This is a genomic window from Sanguibacter sp. HDW7 (assembly GCF_011300875.1).
Taxonomy (GTDB): Bacteria; Actinomycetota; Actinomycetes; order Actinomycetales; family Cellulomonadaceae; genus Flavimobilis.
Genome location: NZ_CP049862.1, coordinates 1,342,509 through 1,365,240, shown reverse-complemented (window position 1 = coordinate 1,365,240; position 22,732 = coordinate 1,342,509). Strand labels below are relative to the sequence as shown.

The following is a 22,732-nucleotide window of genomic DNA, read 5'->3' as shown; positions in this document are numbered from 1 at the left end:
GCGGGTCGCGCGAGCGGCCCGCAGGTCCTGGTCCAGCCTAGCGAGCGGGCTCGCCCTCGGTGAGCCGTCTCAGGGCGCCGAGGACCGTCGCGCGGTCGGTCGTCGGCCACAGCGGGGGCATCGAGCGCGTGAGGAAGCTGCCGTAGCGCGCGGTCGCGAGGCGTGAGTCGAGCACCGCGACGACGCCGCGGTCCGTCGAGGTCCTCACGAGGCGACCTGCGCCCTGCGCGAGCAGGAGCGCCGCGTGCGTCGCCGACACCGACATGAAGCCGTTGCCACCCGCTGCGGCGACTGCCTCGGTCCGCGCGGAGCGCACGGGGTCGTCGGGCCGCGGGAAGGGGATGCGGTCGATGAGGACGAGGCTGCACGAGCGCCCAGGCACGTCGACGCCCTGCCACAGAGAGAGCGTTCCGAAGAGGCACGTCGCCTCGTCCTCGGCGAACTGCTTGACGAGCGTCGGCAGGACGTCGTCGCCCTGGCACAGCACGGGAACGTCGAGCCGCTCGCGCATCGCGGCCGCGACGGTCTCGGCGGCGCGTCGGGACGAGAAGAGCCCGAGCGTGCGACCGCCCGCGGCCTCGACGAGCTCCGCGATCGTGTCGAGCTGCGCCTCCGTCGCGGGTTCGCGGCCCGGCGCGGGCAGGTGCTTCGCGATGTAGAGGATGCCCTGCTTGGCGTAGTCGAAGGGTGTGCCGACGTCGATGCCGTCCCAGCGCGCCTCGGGCCCGTCGCCGCCGGCCGAGCCGAGGCCGAGCGAGCGCGCGACGTGCTCGAAGGACCCGCCGAGGCTCAGCGTCGCCGACGTGAAGACTCCCGTGCGCTCCGCGAGCAGCGACGTCCGCACGAGGCCCGAGACGCTCATGGGCGCGACGTGGAGGCGCGTCGCACCACCCGCCTCCCACGAGCCGCGCGAGCACCACAGGACGTCGTGGCCCGACGGGTCCGCGGCCATGCGCTCGGCCGTCTCGAAGAGGATGAGCATGCCGGCCTGCGCGACCTTGAGCGCGCCGTCGGCGTCCGCCTTGGGCTCGGGCTTGAGCGCGGTGACGAGCTCGCGCGCCTCGTCGCGCACGGCACCGACGGCCGCGCTCACGCCCTCGGGCAGGCCGTGCGGGAAGCGCCCCTCGGGCAGGTCCATGAGCAGCGCGCCAAGGTCGGCGGCCGCACGGTCGAGCGCCGCCGTCCCGATTCCCTGGCGCCGCGCGAGCCGCGCCGCCTGGTCGATCGAGAGCGTCGAGAGCTCGAGCGTCGCCTGGTTCGTGATGCGGTCCGTGAGCTCGTGCGCCTCGTCGACGACGAGCGCCGAGTGCTCGGGCAGGACTCCCGGCGAGCCCGAGGCCGCGATGCCGAGCATCGCGTGGTTCGTCACGACGACGTCAGCCTCGCGCGCGAGCGCCCGCGCCCGTTCGGGGAAGCACTGCTCGACGAGGGGGCACCTGGAGCCCAGGCACTCCATCTTCGTCACGGACACCTGCCGCCACGCCCGCGCGCTCACTCCCGGCACGAGGTCGTCACGGTCGCCCGTCGTCGTCTCCTGGGACCACTCGCGCAGCCTCACGACCTCACGGCCGAGGCGCTTGATCGCGCTCTCGTCGCGCGGTCCGTCGTCGTCCTCGAGCGGGTCGGGCGCCGAGCCCGCGTCCGACAGGTCGAAGAGCGTCGAGCCGGGCTCCTCGGGGTAGCCGCCCTCGACCTTGTGGAGGCACAGGTAGTTCTGCCAGCCCTTGAGCAGCGCGATGCGCGGCGGGCGCGGCAGGCTGTCCGAGAGAGCGTCCGCGACGAGCGGGAGGTCCCGCGTGAGGACCTGCCGCTGGAGCGCGAGCGTCGCGGTCGAGACGACGACGCGCTCGCCGGCCGTCACCGCGTGGTGGACGGCCGGGACGAGGTAGCCGAGCGACTTTCCCGTGCCCGTGCCCGCCTGGACGAGCAGGTGCTCGCCCGTCGCGAACGCGGTCGCGACGCGCTCCGCCATGGTCCGCTGCCCCTCGCGGGGGCTCCCGCCGAGCGCCGCGACCGCGGCTTCGAGGAGCGGTCCGACCGCTGCGGCGACGTCGGTCTCGGTGTCGTCGGGCGTCGGGGTCACCGCGTCATCCTAGCCATCGCGCCGCCCGTGCGGGCGCGCCTCAGGACGGGCTGTGGGCGACCGCGACGGCGTCGAGCTCGGTTGCGAGCGCCTCCCCTGCACGACCGCGCAGGCGTGTGCCCGCGGGCGTGTGCTCCTCGAGGTCGATCTCCCCCTCGTGGTGCATGCGGTGGACGAGGTCGCCGCGCGTGTAGGGCACGGTGAGGTCGATCTCACGGTCGGGCCGCGGCAGCGCCGCGGCGATGTAGGCGAGGAGCTCGGGGATGCCCGCGCCCGTGTGCGCCGAGACGACGAGCGTGCGTCGCTCGCGGCCACGGACGCGCGCGATGACGTCCGGGTCGGCCGCGTCGGCCTTGTTGAGGACGATGACCTCGGGCACGTCGAGCGCGCCCGGGATCTCCGCGAGGACCTCCCGCACCGCCGTGATCTGGCCCTCGGGGTCCGGGTGGGACGCGTCGACGACGTGGAGCAGCAGGTCCGCGTCGGCGACCTCCTCGAGCGTCGAGCGGAACGCCTCGACGAGCTGGTGCGGGAGCGACCTCACGAAGCCGACGGTGTCGGCGAGCGTGTAGATGCGGCCGTCGGCCGTCTGCGTGCGGCGCACCGTCGGGTCGAGCGTCGCGAACAGTGCGTTCTCGACGAGGACGCCCGCGCCCGTGACCGCGTTGAGCAGAGAGGACTTGCCGGCGTTCGTGTAGCCCGCGATCGCGACCGCGGGGATCGCACCCTTGCGACGCGAGGACCGCTTGGCCTCGCGCGCCGGGGCCATCGCCGCGATCTCGCGGCGCAGCTTGGCCATGCGGTCGCGGATGCGCCGGCGGTCGAGCTCGATCTTCGTCTCACCGGGTCCGCGCGAGCCCATGCCGGCCCCCGCGCCACCGACCTGGCCACCGGCCTGGCGGGACATCGAGTCGCCCCAGCCGCGCAGTCGCGGCAGGAGGTACTCGAGCTGCGCGAGCTCGACCTGCGCCTTGCCCTCACGGGACTTCGCGTGCTGCGCGAAGATGTCGAGGATGAGGGCCGTCCGGTCGACGACCTTGACCTTGACGACGTCCTCGAGCGCGCGACGCTGCGAGGGCGCGAGCTCCCCGTCGATGACGACGGTGTCGGCGCCGACGGCCGCGACGATCTCGGCGAGCTGGGCGGACTTGCCCTTGCCGAGATAGGTCGACGGGTCGGGCGTCTGGCGGCGCTGGAGCAGCCCGTCGAGGACCTCGGACCCCGCGGTCTCGGCGAGGGCCGCGAGCTCGCGCAGCGAGATCTCGGCGTCGGTCGCGGACCGGCCGTACCAGAGGCCGACGAGGACGACCTTCTCGAGGCGCAGCTGGCGGTACTCGACCTCGGTGACGTCCTCGAGCTCGGTCGAGAGCCCGCCGACGCGACGCAGGGCCGCGCGCTCGACGAGGTCGAGCTGCTCGCCGTCCGCCCGGGTGTGGACCGTGCTGCCCTCGTCGACGGCGGTCCCCGCCCGGGCCAGCACGCGCGCGACGACGTCGTCGGCGATGTCGCGCTCGGTGCGCGAGGGCTCGGGTGCGGGATGCGTCATGGAGGTCCTTCCGTCGGTGTGGTGCGGCACCAGCGTGTCACGCCCAGGCCCTGCGGGACCAACGATTTCGCAACCGGCGTGACCGATCGCACGGGCCGGGCGCGGTCGCGGGCCCCGGGAGGGCCCGGCCGACGCACTAGGCTCGCGGGGTGAGCGAGGACCACTACTTCACCGCCCGGCCCGCGTCCGCCGACGAGCGCCGTCACGTCACCGTGACGCTCGCCGGCCGCGAGCTCGAGGTCGAGACCGCGGCGGGCGTGTTCTCGCCCGGGCACGTCGACCTCGGCACGCGCGTCCTGCTGCGGACCGTGCCGAAGGCTCCCGCGACGGGCGACCTGCTCGACCTCGGCTGCGGCTGGGGCCCTGTCGCGCTGACGATGGCCCTCGACTCGCCCGGCGCCCGCGTGTGGGCGGTCGACGTCAACGAGCGCGCGCTCGACCTCGTGCGCCGCAACGCGGCACGGCTCGGGCTCACGAACGTGGAGGCCGTGCGGCCCGAGGACGTCCCGGCGGACGTGCGGTTCGCCGCGTTGTGGTCGAACCCGCCGATCCGTGTCGGCAAGGACGTGCTCCACGACATGCTGCGCACATGGCTTCCGCGCATCGCGCCCGGCGCCGAGGGCCTGCTCGTCGTCCAGCGCAACCTCGGCGCGGACTCGCTCGCGGCATGGATCGACCGCGAGGTCGCGCCCGGCACGTCGAAGCTCGCGTCCGCGAAGGGCTTCCGCGTCCTGCGCGTCCCCGGCCCCGAGGCCTGAGCCCGGCTAGAGCATTGGGGCCCGCTCCCGACCGGAGCGTCGGGGGCCTGGCTCCCGGCTAGAGCGTCGCGCCGCGCACGAGCGCCGCGACGTCGACCTCACCGTGCGCGACGAGCTCGGCCGGTCCGGCAAGCTCGACGCGGTCGCCGTCGAGCATCGTCACAGTGACCGTGCCGCCCGGCACGTCGACCCGCCACACGCTCGGGGCCCCGGACCCCGCCCACGTCGCGACCGCGAGCGCCGCGGCGCACGCGCCGGTGCCGCACGAGCGGGTCTCGCCGACGCCGCGCTCGTGCACGCGCATGCGGACGTGCCCGACGACGCCGTCCGGCGTCGCCTCCTCGCCGAGCGGGACGACGAGCTCGACGTTGGTGCCCTCTGGAGGGACCGGCGTGACGGCCGGTGCGCGCGTGAGGTCGAGCGCGTCGAGCTCGGCGTCCGAGGCGAGCGCGACGACGGTGTGGGGGTTGCCCATGTCGACGCTCAGCGCGGGCCGCTCCCCCACGAGCCCTGCCGCGCTCACGAGCGCGTCGTGCCCGGCCGTGCGCGCGGCCTCGCCCCCCGGCAGGTGCCAGACGCCCATGTCGACCGCGTAGCCCTCGACCACGCGCGTGACGTACCGGACGCCGGCGCGGGTCCCGATCGCGAGGCGCGCGCCGTCCGAGAGGTCGGCGAGGCCGAGGTGCTCGAGGAAGCGCACGAAGACGCGCACGCCGTTCCCGCACATCTGGGCGAGGGAGCCGTCGGCGTTGCGGTAGTCCATGAACCACTCCGCGGCCGGGTCGGCCGCGAGCACCGCGGCGCCCTCGGGCAGGTCCGCCGAGCGCACGACACGGATGACGCCGTCACCGCCGACGCCCGCGCGCCGGTCCGCGAGCGCACGCACGAGATCCGCGTCGAGCTCGAGCGTCCCGGTGCGGTCGTCGAGCAGGACGAAGTCGTTCTGCGTGCCGTGGCCCTTGGTGACGGCGAGCGTCGCGGGTGTGGTCATGAACCCAGGCTACGGCGCGTGGGCTCGCCCGTGCGGGGCACGTCCAGCGTGCCCGCGTCCGCGCGGGCGACGACGTCGAGAGCGCGCTCGAGCAGGTCGGGGGCACCCGCGGGGAGCCACACGGTGCGCGCGTCGCGGCCGAACCAGCCCATCTGCTTGCGCGTGAGGCGGCGGGTCGCGGCAGCGGTGGCCTCGCGGGCCTCGGCAGCGGTGAGGCGGCCGGCGAGGTGCTCGAGCGCCTCGGCATACCCGACGGCGCGACGGGCCGTGCGGCCCATGCCCGCGGCGTCGAGCGCCCGGACCTCGTCGAGCAGCCCCTGCTCCCACATCCGCTCGACGCGGGCCTCGACGCGGGCGTCGAGCTCGTCCCGCGGCGAGTCGAGTCCGATCTGCACCGTGGGCCGCAGGTGCTCGGCGACGGGCAGATGGGAGCTGAAGAGGCCGCCGGTGATCTCGATGACCTCGAGCGCGCGCACGATGCGCTTGGTGTTGCCCGGCAGGATGCCCGCGGCGGCGACGGGGTCGAGCCTCGTGAGCTCGTCGTGCAGCGGGCGCGGACCCTCGCTCTCGGCGCGTGCCTCGATGCGGGCGCGCACGCCGGCGTCGGTCGGCGGGAAGTCCATGCGGTCGAGGAGCGACCTCACGTAGAGCCCGGAGCCACCGACGACGATCGCGCGGCAGCCGCGCGCGTCGAGCGCCGCGAGGTCCGCGCGGGCCTCGCGCTGGTAGACGGCGACCGACGCGTCCTGCGCGGGGTCGAGGACGTCGAGCTGGTGGTGCGGCACGCCGCGACGCTCGGGGGCCGTGAGCTTTGCGGTGCCGACGTCCATGCCCCGGTAGAGCTGGTAGGCGTCGGCGTTGACGACCTCGGCCGCGCCCAGGGCGAGGGCCAGGTCGACCCCAAGGTCGGACTTCCCGGTCGCGGTCGGGCCGACGACGGCGACGACGGTTCTCTCGCTCACGAGGCGAGATGTTATCCCGCGGATGTCCGTGGCGTTCGCTAGTGTGACGCCGATGCAGGTCGTAAGCCTGCCCGCCACGAGCAAGGGGACGACATGGGTTTCTTCACCAAGCCGGGGGCCGAGCCCCTCGCGACGAACGCACCGGTGACGCAGGAGCGCATCCAGGCTCTCCTCGAGGCCTCGGGATGGCGCTTCGGCACGGACGACGACGGTGACACCTACGGCTTCTGGGACGGTCACCAGTTCTACTTCTTCCTCATGGGCAAGCAGGAGGAGATCCTCCAGATCCGCGGGCGCTACGCCGGCACCGTCCCGCTCTCGGAGCAGACCTCGGTCCTGCCGCTCGTCGACGAGTTCAACCGCGACCGCATCTGGCCGAAGGTCTACACGCGGCCGGACGACTCGGAGACGGGCGTCTACACCGAGGTCTCGACGGACCTCGAGCACGGCGTCGCGGACGACCAGCTCGACCAGCTGCTCAAGTGCGGCATCTTCACGGGCATCCAGTTCTTCGACCACCTCAGCGAGGCGCACCCCGACTGGGCCCCGGCGGACTCGGAGTGACCTCCGCGGCCCGCGAGGGCGCACCAGACTCGCGGGCCGCGTTCCAGGTCGACCTCCACGGCGTCGTCGACCTCCTGGCCCGCCATCTCTACTCGAGCCCGCGCGTCTACCTGCGCGAGCTCCTCCAGAACGGCGTCGACGCGCTCACCGCGCGCGGTCTGCTGCCCGAGGCTCAGCGCGGTGCGGGCGGCATCCTCGTGACGCCGTGCGCCGACGGGTCGCTCGAGGTGCGCGACGACGGCGTGGGCCTCACGCCGACCGAGGCCGTCGAGCTGCTCGCGACGATCGGCCGGTCCTCCAAGCGCGACGAGGACCTCGGTGCGGGACGTGAGGAGTTTCTCGGCCAGTTCGGCATCGGGCTGCTCTCCGCGTTCATGGTCGCCGAGACGATCGAGCTCGTCTCGCGCTCGGCCCGCGACACCGGCGCGCCGCCCGTGCGATGGCTCGGGCACGCCGACGGCCGCTACGAGCTCGCCGAGATCGCGCACGACGACCCGGACGTCCCCGCGGACGGAGGAAGCCTCGTCCGGCTGCACCCCCGCCGCGACATGGAGCACTGGCTCGCGGCAGAGACCGTCATGGCGCTCGCCGAGGACGTCGGCGGGCTGCTGCCCGTCCCCGTGATCGTCACGACGACGCTCGAGGACGGGACGTCCGTGGGGCGTCGCGTGAGCGCTCCCGCGCTCCCCTGGGCCACGGGCACGGCGCCGGCGGTCGAGCGCGACCGACGGCTCACCGCGTACGCCGAGCGCACGCTCGGCTTCACGCCGCTCGCCCGCATCGACCTCGACATCCCGCTCGCAGGCCTCACGGGCGTCGCGTACGTCCTGCCCGCGGCGCTCGCGCCGACGAGCACTGCGCACCACCGTGTCTACCTGAGGCGCATGCTGCTCTCGACTGCGACGGCCGACCTGCTGCCGCCCTGGGCGTTCTTCGTGCGGTGCGTCGTCGACGTCGCGGCCCTGCGCCCGACGGCCTCCCGCGAGGGCCTCTACGACGACGAGGTGCTCGTCGCGACGCGTGACGCGCTCGGCCGTCAGGTGCGCGCGTGGCTGCTCGCCACGCTCGCCGAGCGCTCACCGCTCGCGACGGCGTTCCTGCGCACGCACCACCTCGCGGTGCGCGCGCTCGCGCTCCAGGACGACGAGATGCTCGAGCTCGCGGCCCAGGTGCTCCCGTTCGAGTCGACCCTCGGCACGACGACGCTCGCGGACGCGGCCGACCGGCTCGCGGGCGAGCGGCTGCTCTTCACGACCGACCTCGAGGAGTTCCGTCGGCTCGCGCCCGTCGCCGCCGCCCAGGACCTGCTGCTCGTCAACGGCGGCTATGTTTACGACGACGAGCTCCTTGCCCGCGTCGCGGCGCGCTTCCCCGCGTGGCGCGTCTCCCGCGTCGCGGCGGACGACGTCGCGCACACGCTCGAGGAGGTCGAGCCGCTGCGCGAGCTCGAGGTGACCGACGCGCTCGCGGCGGCGTCCACGGCGCTCGGGTCGGCCGACTGCGACGTCGTGCTGCGCCGCTTCGAGCCGACGACGCTGCCCGCGCTGCTCCTGCGTGACACCGAGGGCGACCACGCACGCGCCGCGGCCGCGACGGCCGCTGCGGCGGACGACCTGTGGGGAGGCATCGTCGCGGGGCTCGCGAAGCCCGCGCGTCCCCGGCGGCTCGTCCTCAACGACGACAACGCGACCGTGCGCGCGCTGCTCGCCGGCGACGCCGGCCCCGTGCAGGACGCGGGCGTCCACGCGCTCTACGTCACGAGCCTGCTCGCCTCGGGCCGACCCCTGCACGACGGCGAGGCGCGTCTGCTCGACGGCGCGCTACGTACCCTGCTCGACGGCGCGTTCGCGCCGCCGTCGTCGACCGACCCCTCTGCACCGCCGCACGAAGGAGACCCCCGATGACCCGTTCGAGCTTCGAGGCCGGCACGGCCCTCAACGCCGTCAACAACCTCCCGTACGGCGCGACGCGCTCGGCCGCGGCCCTCGCCGAGGTCGAGCAGATCGAGGCCGAGGGTCCCGCCGAGGTGCTCGCCTACGCGTACAACACCCTCGTCGACTCCTACGTGTGGGGCGAGGAGGTCGACAAGGCCTTCGTCCCCTTCACCCGCGCGCTGCGCCTCTACGACGAGCGTCCCGACCTCTTCGACGAGCAGGACTCCCACTCGCTGTTCTGGTCGTTCAAGTGGATGACCGGGCACCTCATCGACTTTCCGACGGTGACCGCGGAGCAGATCGCGGCGACGCTCGCCGACATGGAGCAGCGCTTCGCCGTCTCGGGTCGCGGCATGAACGCAGTACGGCTCAGCGCCTACAAGTGGCTGCGACACTCGAGCCCCGACGACGCGGCCGTCGACGCCGCCTACGACGCGTGGGTCGCCACGCCGCGCGACGACTACTCGCAGTGCGAGGCGTGCGAGCCTGGCGACCGGGCCGCCTACCTCGTCGACGTCGGACGGAGCGAGGAGGCCGCACGCCTCATCGAGTCCGTGCTCCCCGACGACCCACACTGTGCGACCGAACCTGCCGACATGCTCTCCTACCTGCAGCTCGCGTACCTCGAGCTCGGTGACGTCGAGGGCGTGCGGCGCGCCCACTTCCGCGGCGTCCGCCACCTCGACGGCCCCTACGACCTCTCGGGCCCGACCTCGCGGTATGTCGAGGTGCTCGCGCGCACCGGGAACACCGAGCGGGCGCTACGCATGCTCGAGCGCATCGCCGACGTCGTCACCGGATCGCGCGACCCGGGCGCGCGCCTCGCCGTCCTCACCCACGTCGGGATCGCCGCCCGCGTGCTCGAGGCGGACGAGCCGCGGACCGCGGTGTCGCTCCCGGGCGTGCCGGCGTCCGACGTCGCCGGCCTCGCGGCCTGGGTCGACGTGCAGGCCGACGAGATCGCGGCCGCGTTCGACGCCCGCAACGGCAACGACGTCGCCTCCCGGCACCTCGCTGACGCGCGGGAGCGGGCGGGCCGGACGCTCGACGTCGACCTCGGCGTGCTGAGCTTCGACGCGGCCCCGGCGGCGGGCGCCGCGCCGGCCGCCGCCTCCGAGGACGACAGCGACGAGGACGTGGTCGAGAGACTCCTCGAGGCGGCGGCCGAGGCCGAGGAGGACGAGCCGCTCGCCGCGGCCGGCCTCTACCGCGAGGCGGCCCGGGAGGCCGAGGCGGCCGGGCTCCTCCACACGGCAGGCATCGCCCTCGCCGAGGCTGCGGCCCTCGCGGCCCGGCTCGACGACCACGACGGTGCAGCGACCGGCTTCCGACGTGCGCTCGCGCTCCTCGTCGCGGACGAGGTCGACCCACGCGACATCGGCCAGATCGCGCGGGCCGCGGCGCGCTCGACGACCCGGGACGACGACGTCACGGCGCTCCTCGGGACGATCGACAGGCTCGTCGCGCAGCTCACGGAGCCCGCGGCGGACGCCGCGACGGCGCCCGGCCACGGCAGCGCGCTCCCGGAGCGGGAGGTCCGCCTCAACGGGCTCGAGGCCCTCGAGCTGCGCGACACCCGCGCCCGGCTGCTCGCGACGGTGGGTCGCTTCACGGAGGCCGCCGCCGAGGCCCGCGCGACCGCGGAGGCGCACCGCGCCGCGGGGGTTCGGGTCGACGAGGCCCACGCAACGTGGCTCCTCGGGAAGAGCCTTGCCGCCGCGGGCGACCTCGCCGGCTCTCTCGAGCCGCTCGCGGCGGCCGCGACGCTCTTCAGCGCGACGAGGCAGACGCGGCTCGCGTCGTCCGTGAGCGACGAGGCGCTCGACGTGCTCGGCCGCCTCGGTCGTGCGGACGAGGGGCCTGCGCTCCTCGCGCGCATCGCGGACGACGCTCGCTGACGGACGTGGGACCGGCCCCGTCACGCGGTGAGCGAACGGTGCCGGTCCACGCCGCGACGTCCCCGTGGAACGACTAGCCTGCTGGCATGTCCTTTTGGAGCCGTCGACCCAAGAACACGCCGGAGCCGTCCGCACAGCGGCCCGCGAAGCCCGAGCCCGTGCCCGTCTCGCCGTTCGACGGGGCCGACCCCTCACCGACCACGTCGGACCCCGGTCTGTTCCCCACGCCGATCACGTCCGAGCGCCTCGCGCAGATCCTGCGCGCTGACGGCGCGCACTTCGGCGTCGACGACGACGGCGACTGCATCGGCTTCTGGCAGCTGCGCATGTTCCTCTTCGTCCTCTACGGGGACGTGCCGACCTTCCTCCAGATCCGCGGGACGTGGAGCCGCGAGGCGAGCATCGAGCGCCTCGACGAGATCCTCGACTTCATCAACGACTGGAACACCGAGCGGATCTGGCCGAAGGCCTACGTCCGCGTGCGCGACGACGGCGCCGTCTCCGTGAGCGCCGAGGTCGCGGTCGACCTCGAGAAGGGCGCCAACGACGCCCAGATCCGTCAGATCGTCAGGTGCGGCCTCGCCTCGGGCACGTCGTTCTTCGACGCGCTCGACGAGCGCTACCCCGACCCCGTCGCCCAGTCCCCCGCCCTGTGAGGTCCACCGTGCACACCCCCAACACCGGCCCCGTGCCGCTCCCGCTGACCCGCGAGATGGTCCAGGGCATCCTGGATGCGCACGAGTTCCACTACGTCACGGACGACGACGGCGACTTCGGCGGGAACTGGGACGAGCACCGCGTGTGGTTCATGCTCATGGGCGACAAGGAAGAGATCTTCCAGGTCCGCGGCACGTGGAGCCGCTCGGTCGAGCCCGAGCACAAGGCGACGCTCCTGCGGGCGCTCAACGAGTGGAACCGCGAGCGCGTCTTTCCCAAGATGTATGCGCGCGTCAACACGGAGACGGACCTGCTCGACGTGCACGCCGAGTCCTCGACCGACCTCGAGCACGGTGTGACCGCGGAGCAGCTCGACGTCATCCTCATGTCCGGCCTCGAGACCGCGATGATGGCGTTCGAGCACCTCGACACGCAGGCGCCGTCCTTCGGGCTGCCCGAGCTCCCGCCGGCGGGCGAGGAGCAGTCCGAGGGCTGAGCCGCCGCGACGCAGGTCCGACGACAGACGCCCGCCACGATTCTTCGTGGCGGGCGTCTGTGCGTGCGGGTCCGGCGGTGCCGGCCCTCGGGCCCGAGGTGACGGGCGTGTCAGGACCGTCGGACGACGGGGTCAGGACCGCCGGACGACGGGGAGCCCGAGGACGACGGGCGTGCCGGGTGCGGGTGCCGAGCCGTGCGAGTGCTCGTCGCCGCCGAGGCCGAGGCGGGCACGCTCGCGCGTGACCCACGCGTCGCCCGAGCGCGTGCGACGGACCTCGAAGCGGTCGTCGCCCTCGGTGCGGTCGGCGACGAGGTGGTAGGGCGCGGTGCGCGTGATGCGCGTGACGACAAGATCGCCCGGACGCGGCAGGCGCGGGCCGACGTCGTCGGCGAGGCGCGGGTCGTCGATGCCCTCGACGGCGTGCGGAGCACCCGCGGGCAGCTCGACGTGGACGAGCCTGTTGTCGCGGGCGCGACCCGTGACGCGGTGGGTCTCGGAGTCCTTGCGGCCCGTGCTCTCGGCGACGAGGACCTCGACCTCGCGGCCGAGCTGGGCCGCGGAACCCTCCTCGGAGATGCGGTCCTGCAGCGCGACGAGACGCTCGAAGCGCTCCTGGACGACCTCCTTGGGCAGCTGGTCCGGGAGGTCTGCGGCGGGCGTGCCGGGCCGCGGGGAGTACTGGAACGTGAAGGCGTTGGTGAAGCGGGCGGCCTCGACGACGCGGAGGGTCTCGAGGAAGTCCTCCTCGGTCTCCCCCGGGAACCCGACGATGATGTCGGTGCTCACGGCCGCGTCGGGCATGCGCTCACGGACCTTCTCGAGGATGCCGAGGAACTTCTCCGAGCGGTATGAGCGTCGCATGGCGCGCAGGACGCGGTCGGAGCCGGACTGCAGCGGGAAGTGGAGCTGCGGCATGACGTTGTGGGTCTCGGCCATCGCGTCGATGACGTCGTCCGTGAACGCGGCGGGGTGCGGGCTCGTGAAGCGGACGCGCTCGAGGCCCTCGATCTGGCCGCACGCGCGCAGGAGCTTCGCGAACGCGCCACGGTCGCCGAACTCGACGCCGTAGGAGTTGACGTTCTGGCCCAGCAGCGTGACCTCGATCGCGCCCGCGGCGACGAGGGCCTCGACCTCGGCGAGCACCTGGCCCGGTCGGCGGTCGCGCTCCTTGCCGCGTAGGTGGGGCACGATGCAGAACGTGCACGTGTTGTTGCAGCCGACGGAGATCGACACCCAGCCCGCGTAGACGGACTCGCGGCGCGTCGGGAGCGTCGACGGGAAGACCTGGAGGGACTCCGCGATCTCGACCTCGGCGGCCGCGTTGTGGCGCGAGCGCTCGAGAAGGACGGGCAGCGCGTCGAGGTTGTGCGTGCCGAAGACGACATCGACCCACGGGGCACGGTCGACGATGCCGGCGCGGTCCTTCTGCGCGAGGCAGCCGCCGACGGCGATCTGCATGCCGGGGCGGTCGCGCTTCATCTCGGCGAGCTGGCCGAGGTTGCCGTAGAGCTTGCTCGCCGCGTTCTCACGGACGGCGCACGTGTTGATGACGACGACGTCGGCGCGGCTCGCGGCCTCGTCGACGGCGCTCGCGCGGACGTAGCCGGCCTCCTCGAGCATGCCGGACATGTGCTCGGAGTCGTGGACGTTCATCTGGCAGCCGAGCGTGCGCACCATGTAGGTGCGTGCGGCAGTGGCGTCGGCTGCGGGTGCAGCGGGCGCGGCGTGGGGTGCGGGCGTCGTGGACATCGCCGTCCATCCTAAGCCGCGGTCCGACCTTGCCCCGCGCGGCCCCTCCCCCGACCGCGCGACCGCACCGGGGTGATCGGCAGGGTGACTTTGCCGGGTTGTGACGCGTTCGTGACCCCTTGCTGTGGCGCACGTCACAGCAGGTCAGTACGGTCGACAGATGGAAGACGTCACAGGCGGGACCATCGATCCTGGCGCCAGGCCGCTCGTCGAGCTCGTCGACGTGCAGAAGCACTTCGGCGAGCTCCACGTGCTCAAGGACATCAACCTCACCGTCAGCAAGGGCGAGGTCGTCGTCGTCATCGGGCCCTCCGGCTCGGGCAAGTCGACGCTCTGCCGCACCATCAACCGGCTCGAGCCGATCGACTCCGGCACGATCCACGTCGACGGCTCCGAGCTCCCCGAGGAGGGCAAGGCGCTCGCGAGGCACCGTGCCGACGTCGGCATGGTCTTCCAGTCCTTCAACCTCTTCGCGCACCGCTCCGTCCTCGACAACGTCACGCTCGGCCCGGTCAAGGCCCGCGGCATCCCCGCCGCCCAGGCGAAGGCCGAGGCCATGACGCTGCTCGAGCGCGTCGGCGTCGCGAACCAGGCGAGCAAGCTGCCCGCGGCGCTCTCGGGAGGCCAGCAGCAGCGCGTCGCGATCGCCCGCTCCCTCGCGATGCACCCCAAGGTCATGCTCTTCGACGAGCCGACCTCGGCCCTCGATCCCGAGATGATCAACGAGGTCCTCGACGTCATGATCGACCTCGCGCACGAGGGCATGACGATGATCGTCGTCACCCACGAGATGGGCTTCGCCCGCAAGGCGGCCGACCGCGTCGTCTTCATGGCCGACGGTCAGATCGTCGAGGAGGCGTCGCCCGAGGAGTTCTTCACGGCTCCGCGCTCCGCCCGCGCCAAGGACTTCCTCTCGAAGATCCTCACCCACTGATCCCCCGTCACCGACGGCCCCGCCGTCACCTTCCGCAGCACGGTCGACACAAGGAGAAGCACATGCGCACCAAGGTCATCGCCGCACTCGGGTCCGTCGCGCTCGCCGCCACCCTGCTCGCAGGGTGCGGGGGCGACGACGACGACAAGATCACCGTCGGTATCAAGTTCGACCAGCCCGGGCTCGGGCTCAAGTCGGGCGACACGTACTCCGGCTTCGACGTCGACGTCGCACGCTACGTCGCCAAGGAGCTCGGCTTCAGCGCCGAGCAGATCACCTTCAAGGAGTCCCCGTCGCCGCAGCGCGAGAACCTCCTGCAGTCCGGACAGGTCGACATGATCGTCGCCACCTACTCGATCACGGACACCCGCAAGGAGAAGGTGTCGTTCGCGGGTCCGTACTTCGTCGCCGGCCAGGGCCTCCTCGTCCAGGAGAGCAACACCGACATCACGGGGCCTGAGACCCTCAACGGCAAGAAGCTCTGCTCCGTGCAGGGATCGACGCCCGCGCAGAAGATCAAGGACGAGTTCGCGTCCGAGGTACAGCTCCAGGAGTTCGACACGTACTCCAAGTGCGTCGAGCAGCTCGCCGCGGGCACGATCGACGCCGTGACCACCGACGACATCATCCTCGCCGGCTTTGCGGCCCAGACCCAGTACAAGGGCAAGCTCAAGGTCGTCGGCACGACCTTCTCCCAGGAGAACTACGGCATCGGCCTGCCCAAGGGCTCCGACAGGTGCCAGAAGGTCACCGACGCGATCACGAAGATGATCTCGTCCGGCGAGTGGGCCAAGGCCCTCGAGGCCAACACGGGCGCGGCCTACACGCCCAACAAGGACCTCAACCCGCCGACCCCCGCCGCCTGCTCCTGACCACGTCCCGTCGGCCGCGCACGCGCGCGGCCGACGGGCCCTCCCCAGGAGGTGATCGACCTGGCCCCGCTCCACGACACCGTCGGGACGCTCTTCAGCGACTACGACGTGCTCGGCGCGTTCTGGATGACAGTGCGTCTCACGGGCTACTCGCTTGTCGGCTCGCTCGTCCTCGGCACGCTGCTCGCCGTCATGCGCGTCTCACCGATCCCCTCGCTGCAGCTCGGTGGCTCGATCTACGTCAACCTCGTGCGGAACACGCCGCTCACGCTCATCATCGTGGGCTGCTCGCTCGGCCTCTACACCCAGCTCGGACTCGTCCTCGCCGACCCCGACTCGCACACGTTCATCGTCGACCAGAACTTCCGCCTCGCGGTCGTCGGGCTCTCGCTCTACCACGCGGCGTTCGTCTGCGAGGCGCTGCGCTCGGGCGTCAACACGGTGCCGCTGGGCCAGGCCGAGGCCGCCCGGTCGATCGGCCTGACGTTCACCCAGTCGCTCACGCTCGTCGTCCTGCCCCAGGCCTTCCGCGGGGCCGTCGCGCCGCTCGGCAACGTCGTCATAGCGCTTACGAAGAACACGACCGTCGCCGCGACGATCGGCGTCGCCGAGGCTTCCTACCTCATGAAGGTGATGATCGAGTTCCGGCCCGACGTCCTCTTCCTCATCTTCGGCATCTTCGCCCTCGGGTTCGTGTGCCTCGTCCTGCCGGTCGGGATCCTCATGACGGCGCTCTCGCGCAGGCTGGCGGTGGCCCGATGACCACTGCGTCCCCGCTCTTCGACGCTCCCGGCCCCCGCACCCGGCGCCTCTTCGCCGTCGCCAACGTCGTCGCCGTCGTCGTGCTCGGGGCAGGCCTCGCGTGGGTCGTCTGGACGCTGGGGCGCAACGGACAGCTCACCGCCGCGAAGTGGACGCCGTTCCTCGAGAGCTCGACGTGGATCGACTACCTCCTGCCCGGCCTCCTCGGCACGCTCGGCGCCGCCGCGATCTCCGTCGTGCTCGCGGGCGTTCTCGGGATCGTCCTCGGCCTCGGGCGACTCTCGGAGAACCGCTGGATCTCCGGGACCGCAGGCGCGATCGTCGAGTTCTTCCGCGCCGTCCCCGTGCTGCTCATGATGGTCTTCTCGTACTGGCTGCTCGTCAGCTACCGGCTCGTGCCGTCCGACCAGCTCGCACTCACGGCCGTCGTCATCTCGCTCACGGTCTACAACGGCTCGGTCGTCGCCGAGCTCGTACGCTCGGGCATCACGTCGCTGCCGCGCGGACAACGCGAGGCAGGCCTGTCGATCGGTCTCACGCACGGGCAGACCGTCCGGACCATCCTCCTGCCCCAGGGAGTCGTCGCGATGTTGCCTGCACTCGTCAGCCAGCTCGTCGTCGTCGTCAAGGACTCCGCTCTCGGCTATCTCATCGGGTACGCCGAGCTGCTGCGGCAGGCCGAGTACCTCGCGACGAACTTCGCGAACTACATCCCCGCAGTCATCGTCATCGCCGCGATGTTCATCGTCGTGAACTTCTCCGTCGGACTCTTCGCCGACAGGCTTGCGCGCCGCCTGCGCTCGCGCACCTCGGGCGCCGTGACCACACAGGTGCCGGGGCTCGTCGCAGCCGACGACTGAGGTCCCATCTGGCGCCCGTGCGCGCCGCTGTCACGCCGTCCGCGTCGTCCCGTCCGGGACGACGCGGACGCTGCCGTGCACGGGTCGGGAGTCCGTCGGCGGCTCTCCGACCTCGTCGACCGTGTGCCCGCTGCACGGAACTGTCGTGACGTCGGCACGCTCGACCCGCTCCACGGCGAACCATCGCATCGCGTCGCGCAGCCGGCACCAACCCACGAGGTACCACGCACCGCCGCGCCGAGCGAGGAGCACCGGCTCGACGTCGCGGAACGTCGTCGAACCCTTGCCGGAGGTGTAGCGGATCCGCACGACGCGCTGGGAGGCCATCGCCTCCTCGAGCGCGGACCACACACGGCGTGACGCGCGGGACGACGGCGAGTCGACCCACACGCGGCCAGCGAGGTCGAGCGCCCGGGCCCGCGTGCGCGGATCGAGGACGTCGACGATCTTTTCGATCCCGGCAGCGGCGAGATCGGCATAGGGCGCGTCACGCGACGCAGAGACGGCAGCCATGAGGGCGACCGCCTGCGCCGGGGACAGGGTGACCGGCAGAAGGGACGTCCCTGCCGCCAGGCCGTAGCCGCCACCCGGCCCTCGGCGCGACCACACCGGCGCACCGCTCGCCTCGAGCGCGTCGAGGTCACGCTTGACGGTACGTTCCGAGACCCCGAACTCGGCCGCGATCTGCGCGGCCGTGCAGCCGCGTGCGCCGCGCCTGCGGAGAAGCTCGGTGAGGGCATGGAGGCGCTCTGCGCGTCTCACCGGGCACCCCGCGACAGATTCATGACAGAGATCGTGACACACCGCTGTCCGGGTGGCGTGCGACGGTCGTACCATGACCACCACGACGCACCGTCCGACCATCCTTCTCGTCCCCGGCTACTGGCTCGGGGCATGGGCATGGGACGAGGTCATCGAGCACCTTCTCCCGCACCACCCTGGCACCGTCCCGGTGACCCTGCCTGGCCTCGACCCCGACGATCCTCGGCGGAGCGAGGCAACCCTCGAGGGGCAGGTGTTCGCGCTCCTCGACCTTCTCGCGCTGCACGGCGTCACCGAGGCGCAGCCGGCCGTCCTCGTCGCGCACAGCGGTGCGAACGCGCCCGTGAGCCTCCTGCTCGACCGGCACCCCACGCTCGTCGCACGCGTCGTCTGGGTCGACTCGGGGCCCCTGGCACCCGGGCAGGCCGAGGAGCCCGGGAGCGCCGAGGAGCCGCGCGAGCCGGGTGCGGGCGAGGTCCCCGACGGGGTCGACGCCGCGCTCGAGCTGCCGCCGTTCGACGTGCTGGCCCAAGGTGCGAGCATCGAAGGGTTGGACGCCGCGATGCTCGCGAGATTCCGTGCCCGCGCCGTGCCCGAGCCGGGAGGCGTGGTGCGTGCGGCGGTGACGCTCACCCACGATGCGCGCCGCGCGGTGCCGACCACGCTCGTGTGCTGCTCGATCCCTGGCTCTCAGGTGCGTGAGCTTGCGGCTGCGGGCCACCCGATGTTCGCCGAGGTCGCGCTGCTCGAACAGGTCGATGTCGTCGACCTACCGACGGGTCACTGGCCCATGTGGAGCCGCCCGCGCGAGCTCGCGGAGATCATCGCGGCCGAGGCCGCCCGGGTGGGCTGACCCGCCGGGCGAAGTCAGCCGGCCGTCGCGGTCGCCCGGAGCTCGCGGACGACGGTGACCCGCACCTCGCCCGGCACCGCCTGGGTCTCGGAGATCGCCGACGCGATCCGCTCGGCGAGCGACGTGAGCTCGTCGTCGCCGACGACGTCGGGCTCGACGACGACGCGGACGTCGTGGCCCGAGGAGAGTGCGAGGGCGCGTGCGACGCCGGGGTGGGCGGCCACGGCGCGTTCGAGTGCCTCGAGCCGTTCGACGTGCGTCTCGGCGTCCTCGCGCCGCGCGCCGGGTCGCGACGCGGAGATGGCGTCGGCGATCTGCACGACGACGGCCTCGACGGACTCGGCCTCGACCTCGCCGTGGTGGGCGGCGATCGCGTTGACGACGACGTCGCTCTCCCCGCACCGTGCCGCGAGCTCTGCGCCTGCGCGGGCGTGGGATCCCCGCTCGCCCGAGGGCACGGCCTTGCCGACGTCGTGGAGGAAGGCGGCGCGCGCGGCAACCTCGGCGTCAGCTCCGATCTCGGCGGCGATGGTCCTCGCGAGCAGCGCGCTCTCGACGAGGTGCTGCTGGACGACCTGGCCGTAGGACGTACGGAGGCGCAGCCTGCCGATGTGCTCCTCGAGGTCGGGGTGGAGCGGCCGGATACGGGCCTCGTCGATCGCAGACCGTGCGGAGTCACGGCTGCGTTCGGCGGCCTCAGCCGTCACGGTCGCGACGACCCGCTCCATGCGCTCGAGGTTGATCCTTCCGTCCGCGAGCATGCGCTCGAGGCTCTGCTGCGCGATCTCACGACGCTCGGCGTCGAAGCTCGAGAGCTGCACGTGGTCGTCGGACTCGTCGACGATGAGGTTGACGCCCGTGAGCGCCTCGAACGCCTTGATGTTGCGTCCGTCGCGGCCGATGATCGGGCCCTTGAGGTCGGGCGAGGGCAACGGGACGACGGTGACGGAGAGCTGGCTCGAGGTCGGGACCGCGAGCCTCTCGACGGCGGTCGTGAGGATCTCTCTCGCGCGCGCTGCGGACTCCGTGCGCAGTCGACGTTCGCTCCTGCGCAGACGCGACTCGACGTCACGAGCTGCCTGGTCGGCGAGGGCGTCGGCGAGGCGTGCCCGCGCGTCGGCGACGGTCGTGCCGGCGAGCTGGGCGAGGTCCTCGGCCACGCGAGCCTCGTGCGCTGCGCGCTGCGCTGCAAGCTCCGACTCCTGGACGCGGAGGGTCTCGGTGCGGGTGTCGAGGCGTGCCACGAGCTGTTCGACCCGCGCGCTCGCATCGGCGAGTCGGGCGCGGTCAGACTCGAGCCGCGAGCGTTCGTCGTCGAGCCGCACTGTCCGCCGGTCGGCCTCGACGGCCCGGGACTGAATCTCGTCCTTGAGCGAGGCGACGTCCTCGCGGGCCTGGGCGCGCACCGCGGCGGCCTCGCGACGCGCGACGAGCACGAGGACGAGCGCGACGAGACACGCGAGCAGCAGCACGAGCACGAGCAGAAGCGCGGGCCAGTCCTCGATCACGTCAGCTCCTCCCCTGGGCGGACATCGTCGGACACGGTGGCGTCCATCCTCACGGGTGAACGTAGCGGAGCGCACGATCGTTCCGCCTGACGAACGTCCCGCAGAGAGCCTCGTGCGACCGACGTCACTGAAACGCACGAGGTCACGGCACCCACGGGCGGGTCAGTCGGACCGGTCGGTCTCTGTCGAATCGTCGAGCGCACCCTCGAGGCCCGCACGCGCGGCGTCGAGGCAGAGCGTGGGCGGATAGCCCTTCCGGCCGAGGAAACCGACGAGCCGTCGCAGCGCGACGTCCCGCTCGAGCCCCACGAGCCGACGGGCGCGCACGCGGGCGAGGTCGAATGCCGACCGCCGCTCGTCCTCATCGTCGACCTGGATGAGCGCCTCCTCCGCGACGTCCGCCGCGATGCCCTTGCGTCGCAGCTCCGTCGCGATGCGCCGGCGTGCGGCGCCCGACTCCTGGCTCCGTGTCCGCACGATCGCCTGCGCGAGCGCCGCGTCGTCGATGAGACCGACGTCGGTGAAGCGGTCGAGCAGCCTCTCGGCGACGTCCTCGGGGACATCGCGCGAGGCCAGCCCGGCCGCCAGCTGCTGACGTGACCGCGCCGACGCCGTGAGCGACCGCAGAAGATACTCCCGGGCCGCGTCCTCGACCTCGAGGTCGGTCGGCGCAGGCTGCGAGACCCCGCGCTCGTCCATCGGCGCACCACGCTCCGTCCGCCGCAGACGCGGCGCCCGTCGCGGAGCGGCAGGTTCCGGGGTCCCGCCGGCCGGCACCGCGGCGATCGCTGCCCTGAGGGCGTCGATCGTCACGGCGCCGGACCGGCGGGTCCGGGGCGTGGTCCCGGGTGCGGGCGCTGACCCGTCGCCGGACGTGCCCGTCACAGGCTCGCGGGTCAGAAGTCGACCTTCGCGGCCTTGGCCCGGCCCTTCTTCGGGGCCGCCTCGGCAGCAGGGGCCTCGGGGTCTGCCCCCGCGACGCCCTCGGCAGGGGCCTCGGACGGCGGGATGATGCCCAGCTTCTCCTTGATGCGGCGCTCGATCTCAGCAGCGAGCTCGGGGTTGTCGCGGAGGAAGCCCCGCGAGTTCTCCTTGCCCTGGCCGAGCTGGTCGCCCTCGTAGGTGTACCAGGAGCCGGACTTGCGGACGATGCCGTGCTCGACGCCGAGGTCGATGAGGCTTCCCTCGCGCGAGATGCCGACACCGTAGAGGATGTCGAACTCCGCCTGCTTGAAGGGCGGGGCCATCTTGTTCTTGACGACCTTGACGCGCGTGCGGTTACCGACCGCGTCCGTACCCTCCTTGAGGGTCTCGATGCGGCGGATGTCCATGCGGACCGACGCGTAGAACTTCAGCGCCTTACCACCCGTCGTCGTCTCCGGTGAGCCGAAGAACACACCGATCTTCTCGCGAAGCTGATTGATGAAGATCGCGGTCGTGCCCGTCGAGGACAGGGCGCCCGTGAGCTTGCGGAGCGCCTGCGACATGAGGCGGGCCTGGAGACCGACGTGGCTGTCACCCATCTCGCCCTCGATCTCCGCCTTGGGCACGAGCGCGGCGACCGAGTCGACGACGATGATGTCGATCGCGCCCGAGCGGACGAGCATGTCCATGATCTCGAGCGCCTGCTCGCCGGTGTCCGGCTGGGAGACGAGGAGCGCGTCCGTGTCGACGCCGAGCTTCTTCGCGTACTCCGGGTCGAGCGCGTGCTCGGCGTCGATGAACGCAGCGATGCCGCCCTGGCGCTGCGCGTTGGCGACCGCGTGGAGCGCGACTGTCGTCTTGCCGCTCGACTCGGGGCCGTAGATCTCGACGATGCGCCCACGAGGCAGGCCTCCGATGCCGAGCGCGACGTCGAGCGCGATCGATCCCGTCGGGACGACCTCGACCGCGGGGCGGTCGTCGTCACCGAGACGCATGATCGAGCCCTTGCCGAACTGGCGGTCGATCTGGCTGAGCGCTGCCTCGAGCGCCTTCTCGCGGTCCGCGGATGCTGCCATGGTTCACCTCTGTCGTTCGGGGCGGCGCGTGCCGCCGGAGAAGCTCTGCGATCTTGATGGGCCCGACACTAGGACGACCCACCGACATTCACGTGCGATCGCTGCGAGGACGTGGACCGCCCGGCCGCCGTCGACCTCTGTGGTCAACAGTACCGAACACATGTTCGACCGTCGAACGTGCTGCTCCGGCGTGTCGCGCGGCTGCGTGTCGCCGCAGGTCCGGAACGCCCCGGGGGGCCGAGGGTCGGCGCGTCCGGCACCAGCCGGTGCGTGCGCGGCAGGCAGCAGACCTCCGGACTCAGCGCGGCGGAGCCTGCCGGTGCGGGTCGCTCCCCCAGCGCTCGGCGTCAGGCACCTGCATGGCGTCGCACAGGGCGTGCCACACGAGACGCGGCTCGACGCCGTCCTCGATCGAACGCGCGGCGGTGCGGCCGCCCAGCTCCTCGAGCACCTGGTCCCCCGCGATCGACCGCCCGTAGGCGCGCCCGAAGACGTCATCGACCAGGTCCCAGAACTCGCGATACCTCACGCCCCCAGGGT

General features: G+C 72.6%; 21 protein-coding genes. 11 read left to right on the top strand and 10 right to left on the bottom strand.

The window, feature by feature from the left end:
- Positions 1-37: 37 nt before the first annotated feature.
- Together G7063_RS06370 and hflX are read right to left on the bottom strand one after the other, a co-directional pair.
- On the bottom strand, positions 38-2,083 hold the full coding sequence (locus tag G7063_RS06370) for an ATP-dependent DNA helicase (protein WP_240916210.1): 2,046 nt from the start codon (positions 2,081-2,083) through the stop codon (positions 38-40).
- A gap of 40 nt (positions 2,084-2,123) precedes the next feature.
- Positions 2,124-3,629: a GTPase HflX gene (gene hflX, locus G7063_RS06365; protein WP_166413647.1), complete on the bottom strand. Its 1,506-nt coding sequence runs from the start codon at positions 3,627-3,629 to the stop codon at positions 2,124-2,126.
- Between the two features lie 149 nt (positions 3,630-3,778).
- Here hflX and G7063_RS06360 point away from each other — a divergent pair, with 149 nt between their 5' ends.
- The gene (locus G7063_RS06360; protein ID WP_166413646.1) at positions 3,779-4,387 is read left to right on the top strand and encodes a class I SAM-dependent methyltransferase; all 609 of its coding nucleotides are present in this window, start codon (positions 3,779-3,781) and stop codon (positions 4,385-4,387) included.
- Between the two features lie 58 nt (positions 4,388-4,445).
- On the opposite strand, the gene dapF is transcribed toward G7063_RS06360, so the two are convergent.
- Together dapF and miaA are read right to left on the bottom strand one after the other, a co-directional pair.
- On the bottom strand, positions 4,446-5,378 hold the full coding sequence (dapF, locus tag G7063_RS06355; RefSeq protein WP_166413645.1) for a diaminopimelate epimerase: 933 nt from the start codon (positions 5,376-5,378) through the stop codon (positions 4,446-4,448).
- On the bottom strand, positions 5,375-6,340 hold the full coding sequence (miaA, locus tag G7063_RS06350) for a tRNA (adenosine(37)-N6)-dimethylallyltransferase MiaA (protein ID WP_166413644.1): 966 nt from the start codon (positions 6,338-6,340) through the stop codon (positions 5,375-5,377). The genes dapF and miaA overlap by 4 nt, the downstream gene beginning before the upstream one ends.
- Positions 6,341-6,433: 93 nt before the next feature.
- Here miaA and G7063_RS06345 point away from each other — a divergent pair, with 93 nt between their 5' ends.
- The 5 genes from G7063_RS06345 to G7063_RS06325 all read left to right on the top strand — a co-directional run bounded on the left by G7063_RS06345 (position 6,434) and on the right by G7063_RS06325 (position 11,889).
- Positions 6,434-6,904, top strand: a complete 471-nt coding sequence (locus G7063_RS06345) for a YbjN domain-containing protein (RefSeq protein WP_166413643.1) — start codon at positions 6,434-6,436, stop codon at positions 6,902-6,904.
- Positions 6,901-8,808, top strand: coding sequence for an HSP90 family protein (locus G7063_RS06340; RefSeq protein WP_166413642.1), 1,908 nt, complete (start codon positions 6,901-6,903; stop codon positions 8,806-8,808). The genes G7063_RS06345 and G7063_RS06340 overlap by 4 nt, the downstream gene beginning before the upstream one ends.
- Entirely contained in the window at positions 8,805-10,736 is a 1,932-nt protein-coding gene (locus G7063_RS06335) for a hypothetical protein (RefSeq protein WP_166413641.1), read from the top strand. Before G7063_RS06340 ends, G7063_RS06335 begins: the two co-directional genes overlap by 4 nt.
- Positions 10,737-10,822: 86 nt before the next feature.
- Positions 10,823-11,392 (top strand): YbjN domain-containing protein, encoded by a 570-nt coding sequence (locus G7063_RS06330; protein WP_166413640.1) that lies wholly within the window; start codon positions 10,823-10,825, stop codon positions 11,390-11,392.
- Between the two features lie 8 nt (positions 11,393-11,400).
- The gene (locus tag G7063_RS06325; RefSeq protein ID WP_166413639.1) at positions 11,401-11,889 is read left to right on the top strand and encodes a YbjN domain-containing protein; all 489 of its coding nucleotides are present in this window, start codon (positions 11,401-11,403) and stop codon (positions 11,887-11,889) included.
- A gap of 132 nt (positions 11,890-12,021) precedes the next feature.
- Here the strand turns inward: G7063_RS06325 and miaB are convergent, their stop codons facing one another.
- A complete protein-coding gene (gene miaB, locus G7063_RS06320) occupies positions 12,022-13,641 on the bottom strand; it encodes a tRNA (N6-isopentenyl adenosine(37)-C2)-methylthiotransferase MiaB (RefSeq protein WP_166413638.1) in 1,620 nt (539 codons plus the stop codon).
- A gap of 160 nt (positions 13,642-13,801) precedes the next feature.
- On the opposite strand from miaB, the gene G7063_RS06315 reads away from it, so the two are divergent.
- The 4 genes from G7063_RS06315 to G7063_RS06300 all read left to right on the top strand — a co-directional run bounded on the left by G7063_RS06315 (position 13,802) and on the right by G7063_RS06300 (position 17,069).
- On the top strand, positions 13,802-14,575 hold the full coding sequence (locus G7063_RS06315) for an amino acid ABC transporter ATP-binding protein (RefSeq protein ID WP_166413637.1): 774 nt from the start codon (positions 13,802-13,804) through the stop codon (positions 14,573-14,575).
- A 62-nt stretch (positions 14,576-14,637) separates the two neighbouring features.
- The gene (locus tag G7063_RS06310; protein WP_166413636.1) at positions 14,638-15,447 is read left to right on the top strand and encodes a glutamate ABC transporter substrate-binding protein; all 810 of its coding nucleotides are present in this window, start codon (positions 14,638-14,640) and stop codon (positions 15,445-15,447) included.
- Between the two features lie 60 nt (positions 15,448-15,507).
- Positions 15,508-16,209 (top strand): amino acid ABC transporter permease, encoded by a 702-nt coding sequence (locus G7063_RS06305; protein WP_370520743.1) that lies wholly within the window; start codon positions 15,508-15,510, stop codon positions 16,207-16,209.
- Complete coding sequence (locus G7063_RS06300; RefSeq protein WP_166413635.1) at positions 16,206-17,069, top strand: amino acid ABC transporter permease; 864 nt, start codon at positions 16,206-16,208, stop codon at positions 17,067-17,069. Before G7063_RS06305 ends, G7063_RS06300 begins: the two co-directional genes overlap by 4 nt.
- 30 nt (positions 17,070-17,099) lie before the next feature.
- Here the strand turns inward: G7063_RS06300 and G7063_RS06295 are convergent, their stop codons facing one another.
- Positions 17,100-17,831 (bottom strand): YafY family protein, encoded by a 732-nt coding sequence (locus tag G7063_RS06295; RefSeq protein ID WP_166413634.1) that lies wholly within the window; start codon positions 17,829-17,831, stop codon positions 17,100-17,102.
- A 73-nt stretch (positions 17,832-17,904) separates the two neighbouring features.
- On the opposite strand from G7063_RS06295, the gene G7063_RS06290 reads away from it, so the two are divergent.
- Positions 17,905-18,684 (top strand): alpha/beta fold hydrolase, encoded by a 780-nt coding sequence (locus tag G7063_RS06290; protein ID WP_166413633.1) that lies wholly within the window; start codon positions 17,905-17,907, stop codon positions 18,682-18,684.
- A gap of 14 nt (positions 18,685-18,698) precedes the next feature.
- On the opposite strand, the gene G7063_RS06285 is transcribed toward G7063_RS06290, so the two are convergent.
- The 4 genes from G7063_RS06285 to G7063_RS06270 form a co-directional block, all read right to left on the bottom strand.
- Complete coding sequence (locus G7063_RS06285; RefSeq protein WP_240916209.1) at positions 18,699-20,192, bottom strand: HD domain-containing protein; 1,494 nt, start codon at positions 20,190-20,192, stop codon at positions 18,699-18,701.
- Positions 20,193-20,354: 162 nt separating this feature from the next.
- Positions 20,355-20,891: a regulatory protein RecX gene (locus G7063_RS06280; RefSeq protein ID WP_166413632.1), complete on the bottom strand. Its 537-nt coding sequence runs from the start codon at positions 20,889-20,891 to the stop codon at positions 20,355-20,357.
- Positions 20,892-21,088: 197 nt separating this feature from the next.
- On the bottom strand, positions 21,089-22,192 hold the full coding sequence (gene recA, locus G7063_RS06275; protein ID WP_166413631.1) for a recombinase RecA: 1,104 nt from the start codon (positions 22,190-22,192) through the stop codon (positions 21,089-21,091).
- A 298-nt stretch (positions 22,193-22,490) separates the two neighbouring features.
- Positions 22,491-22,721, bottom strand: a complete 231-nt coding sequence (locus G7063_RS06270; RefSeq protein ID WP_166413630.1) for a DUF3046 domain-containing protein — start codon at positions 22,719-22,721, stop codon at positions 22,491-22,493.
- Positions 22,722-22,732: the final 11 nt, after the last annotated feature.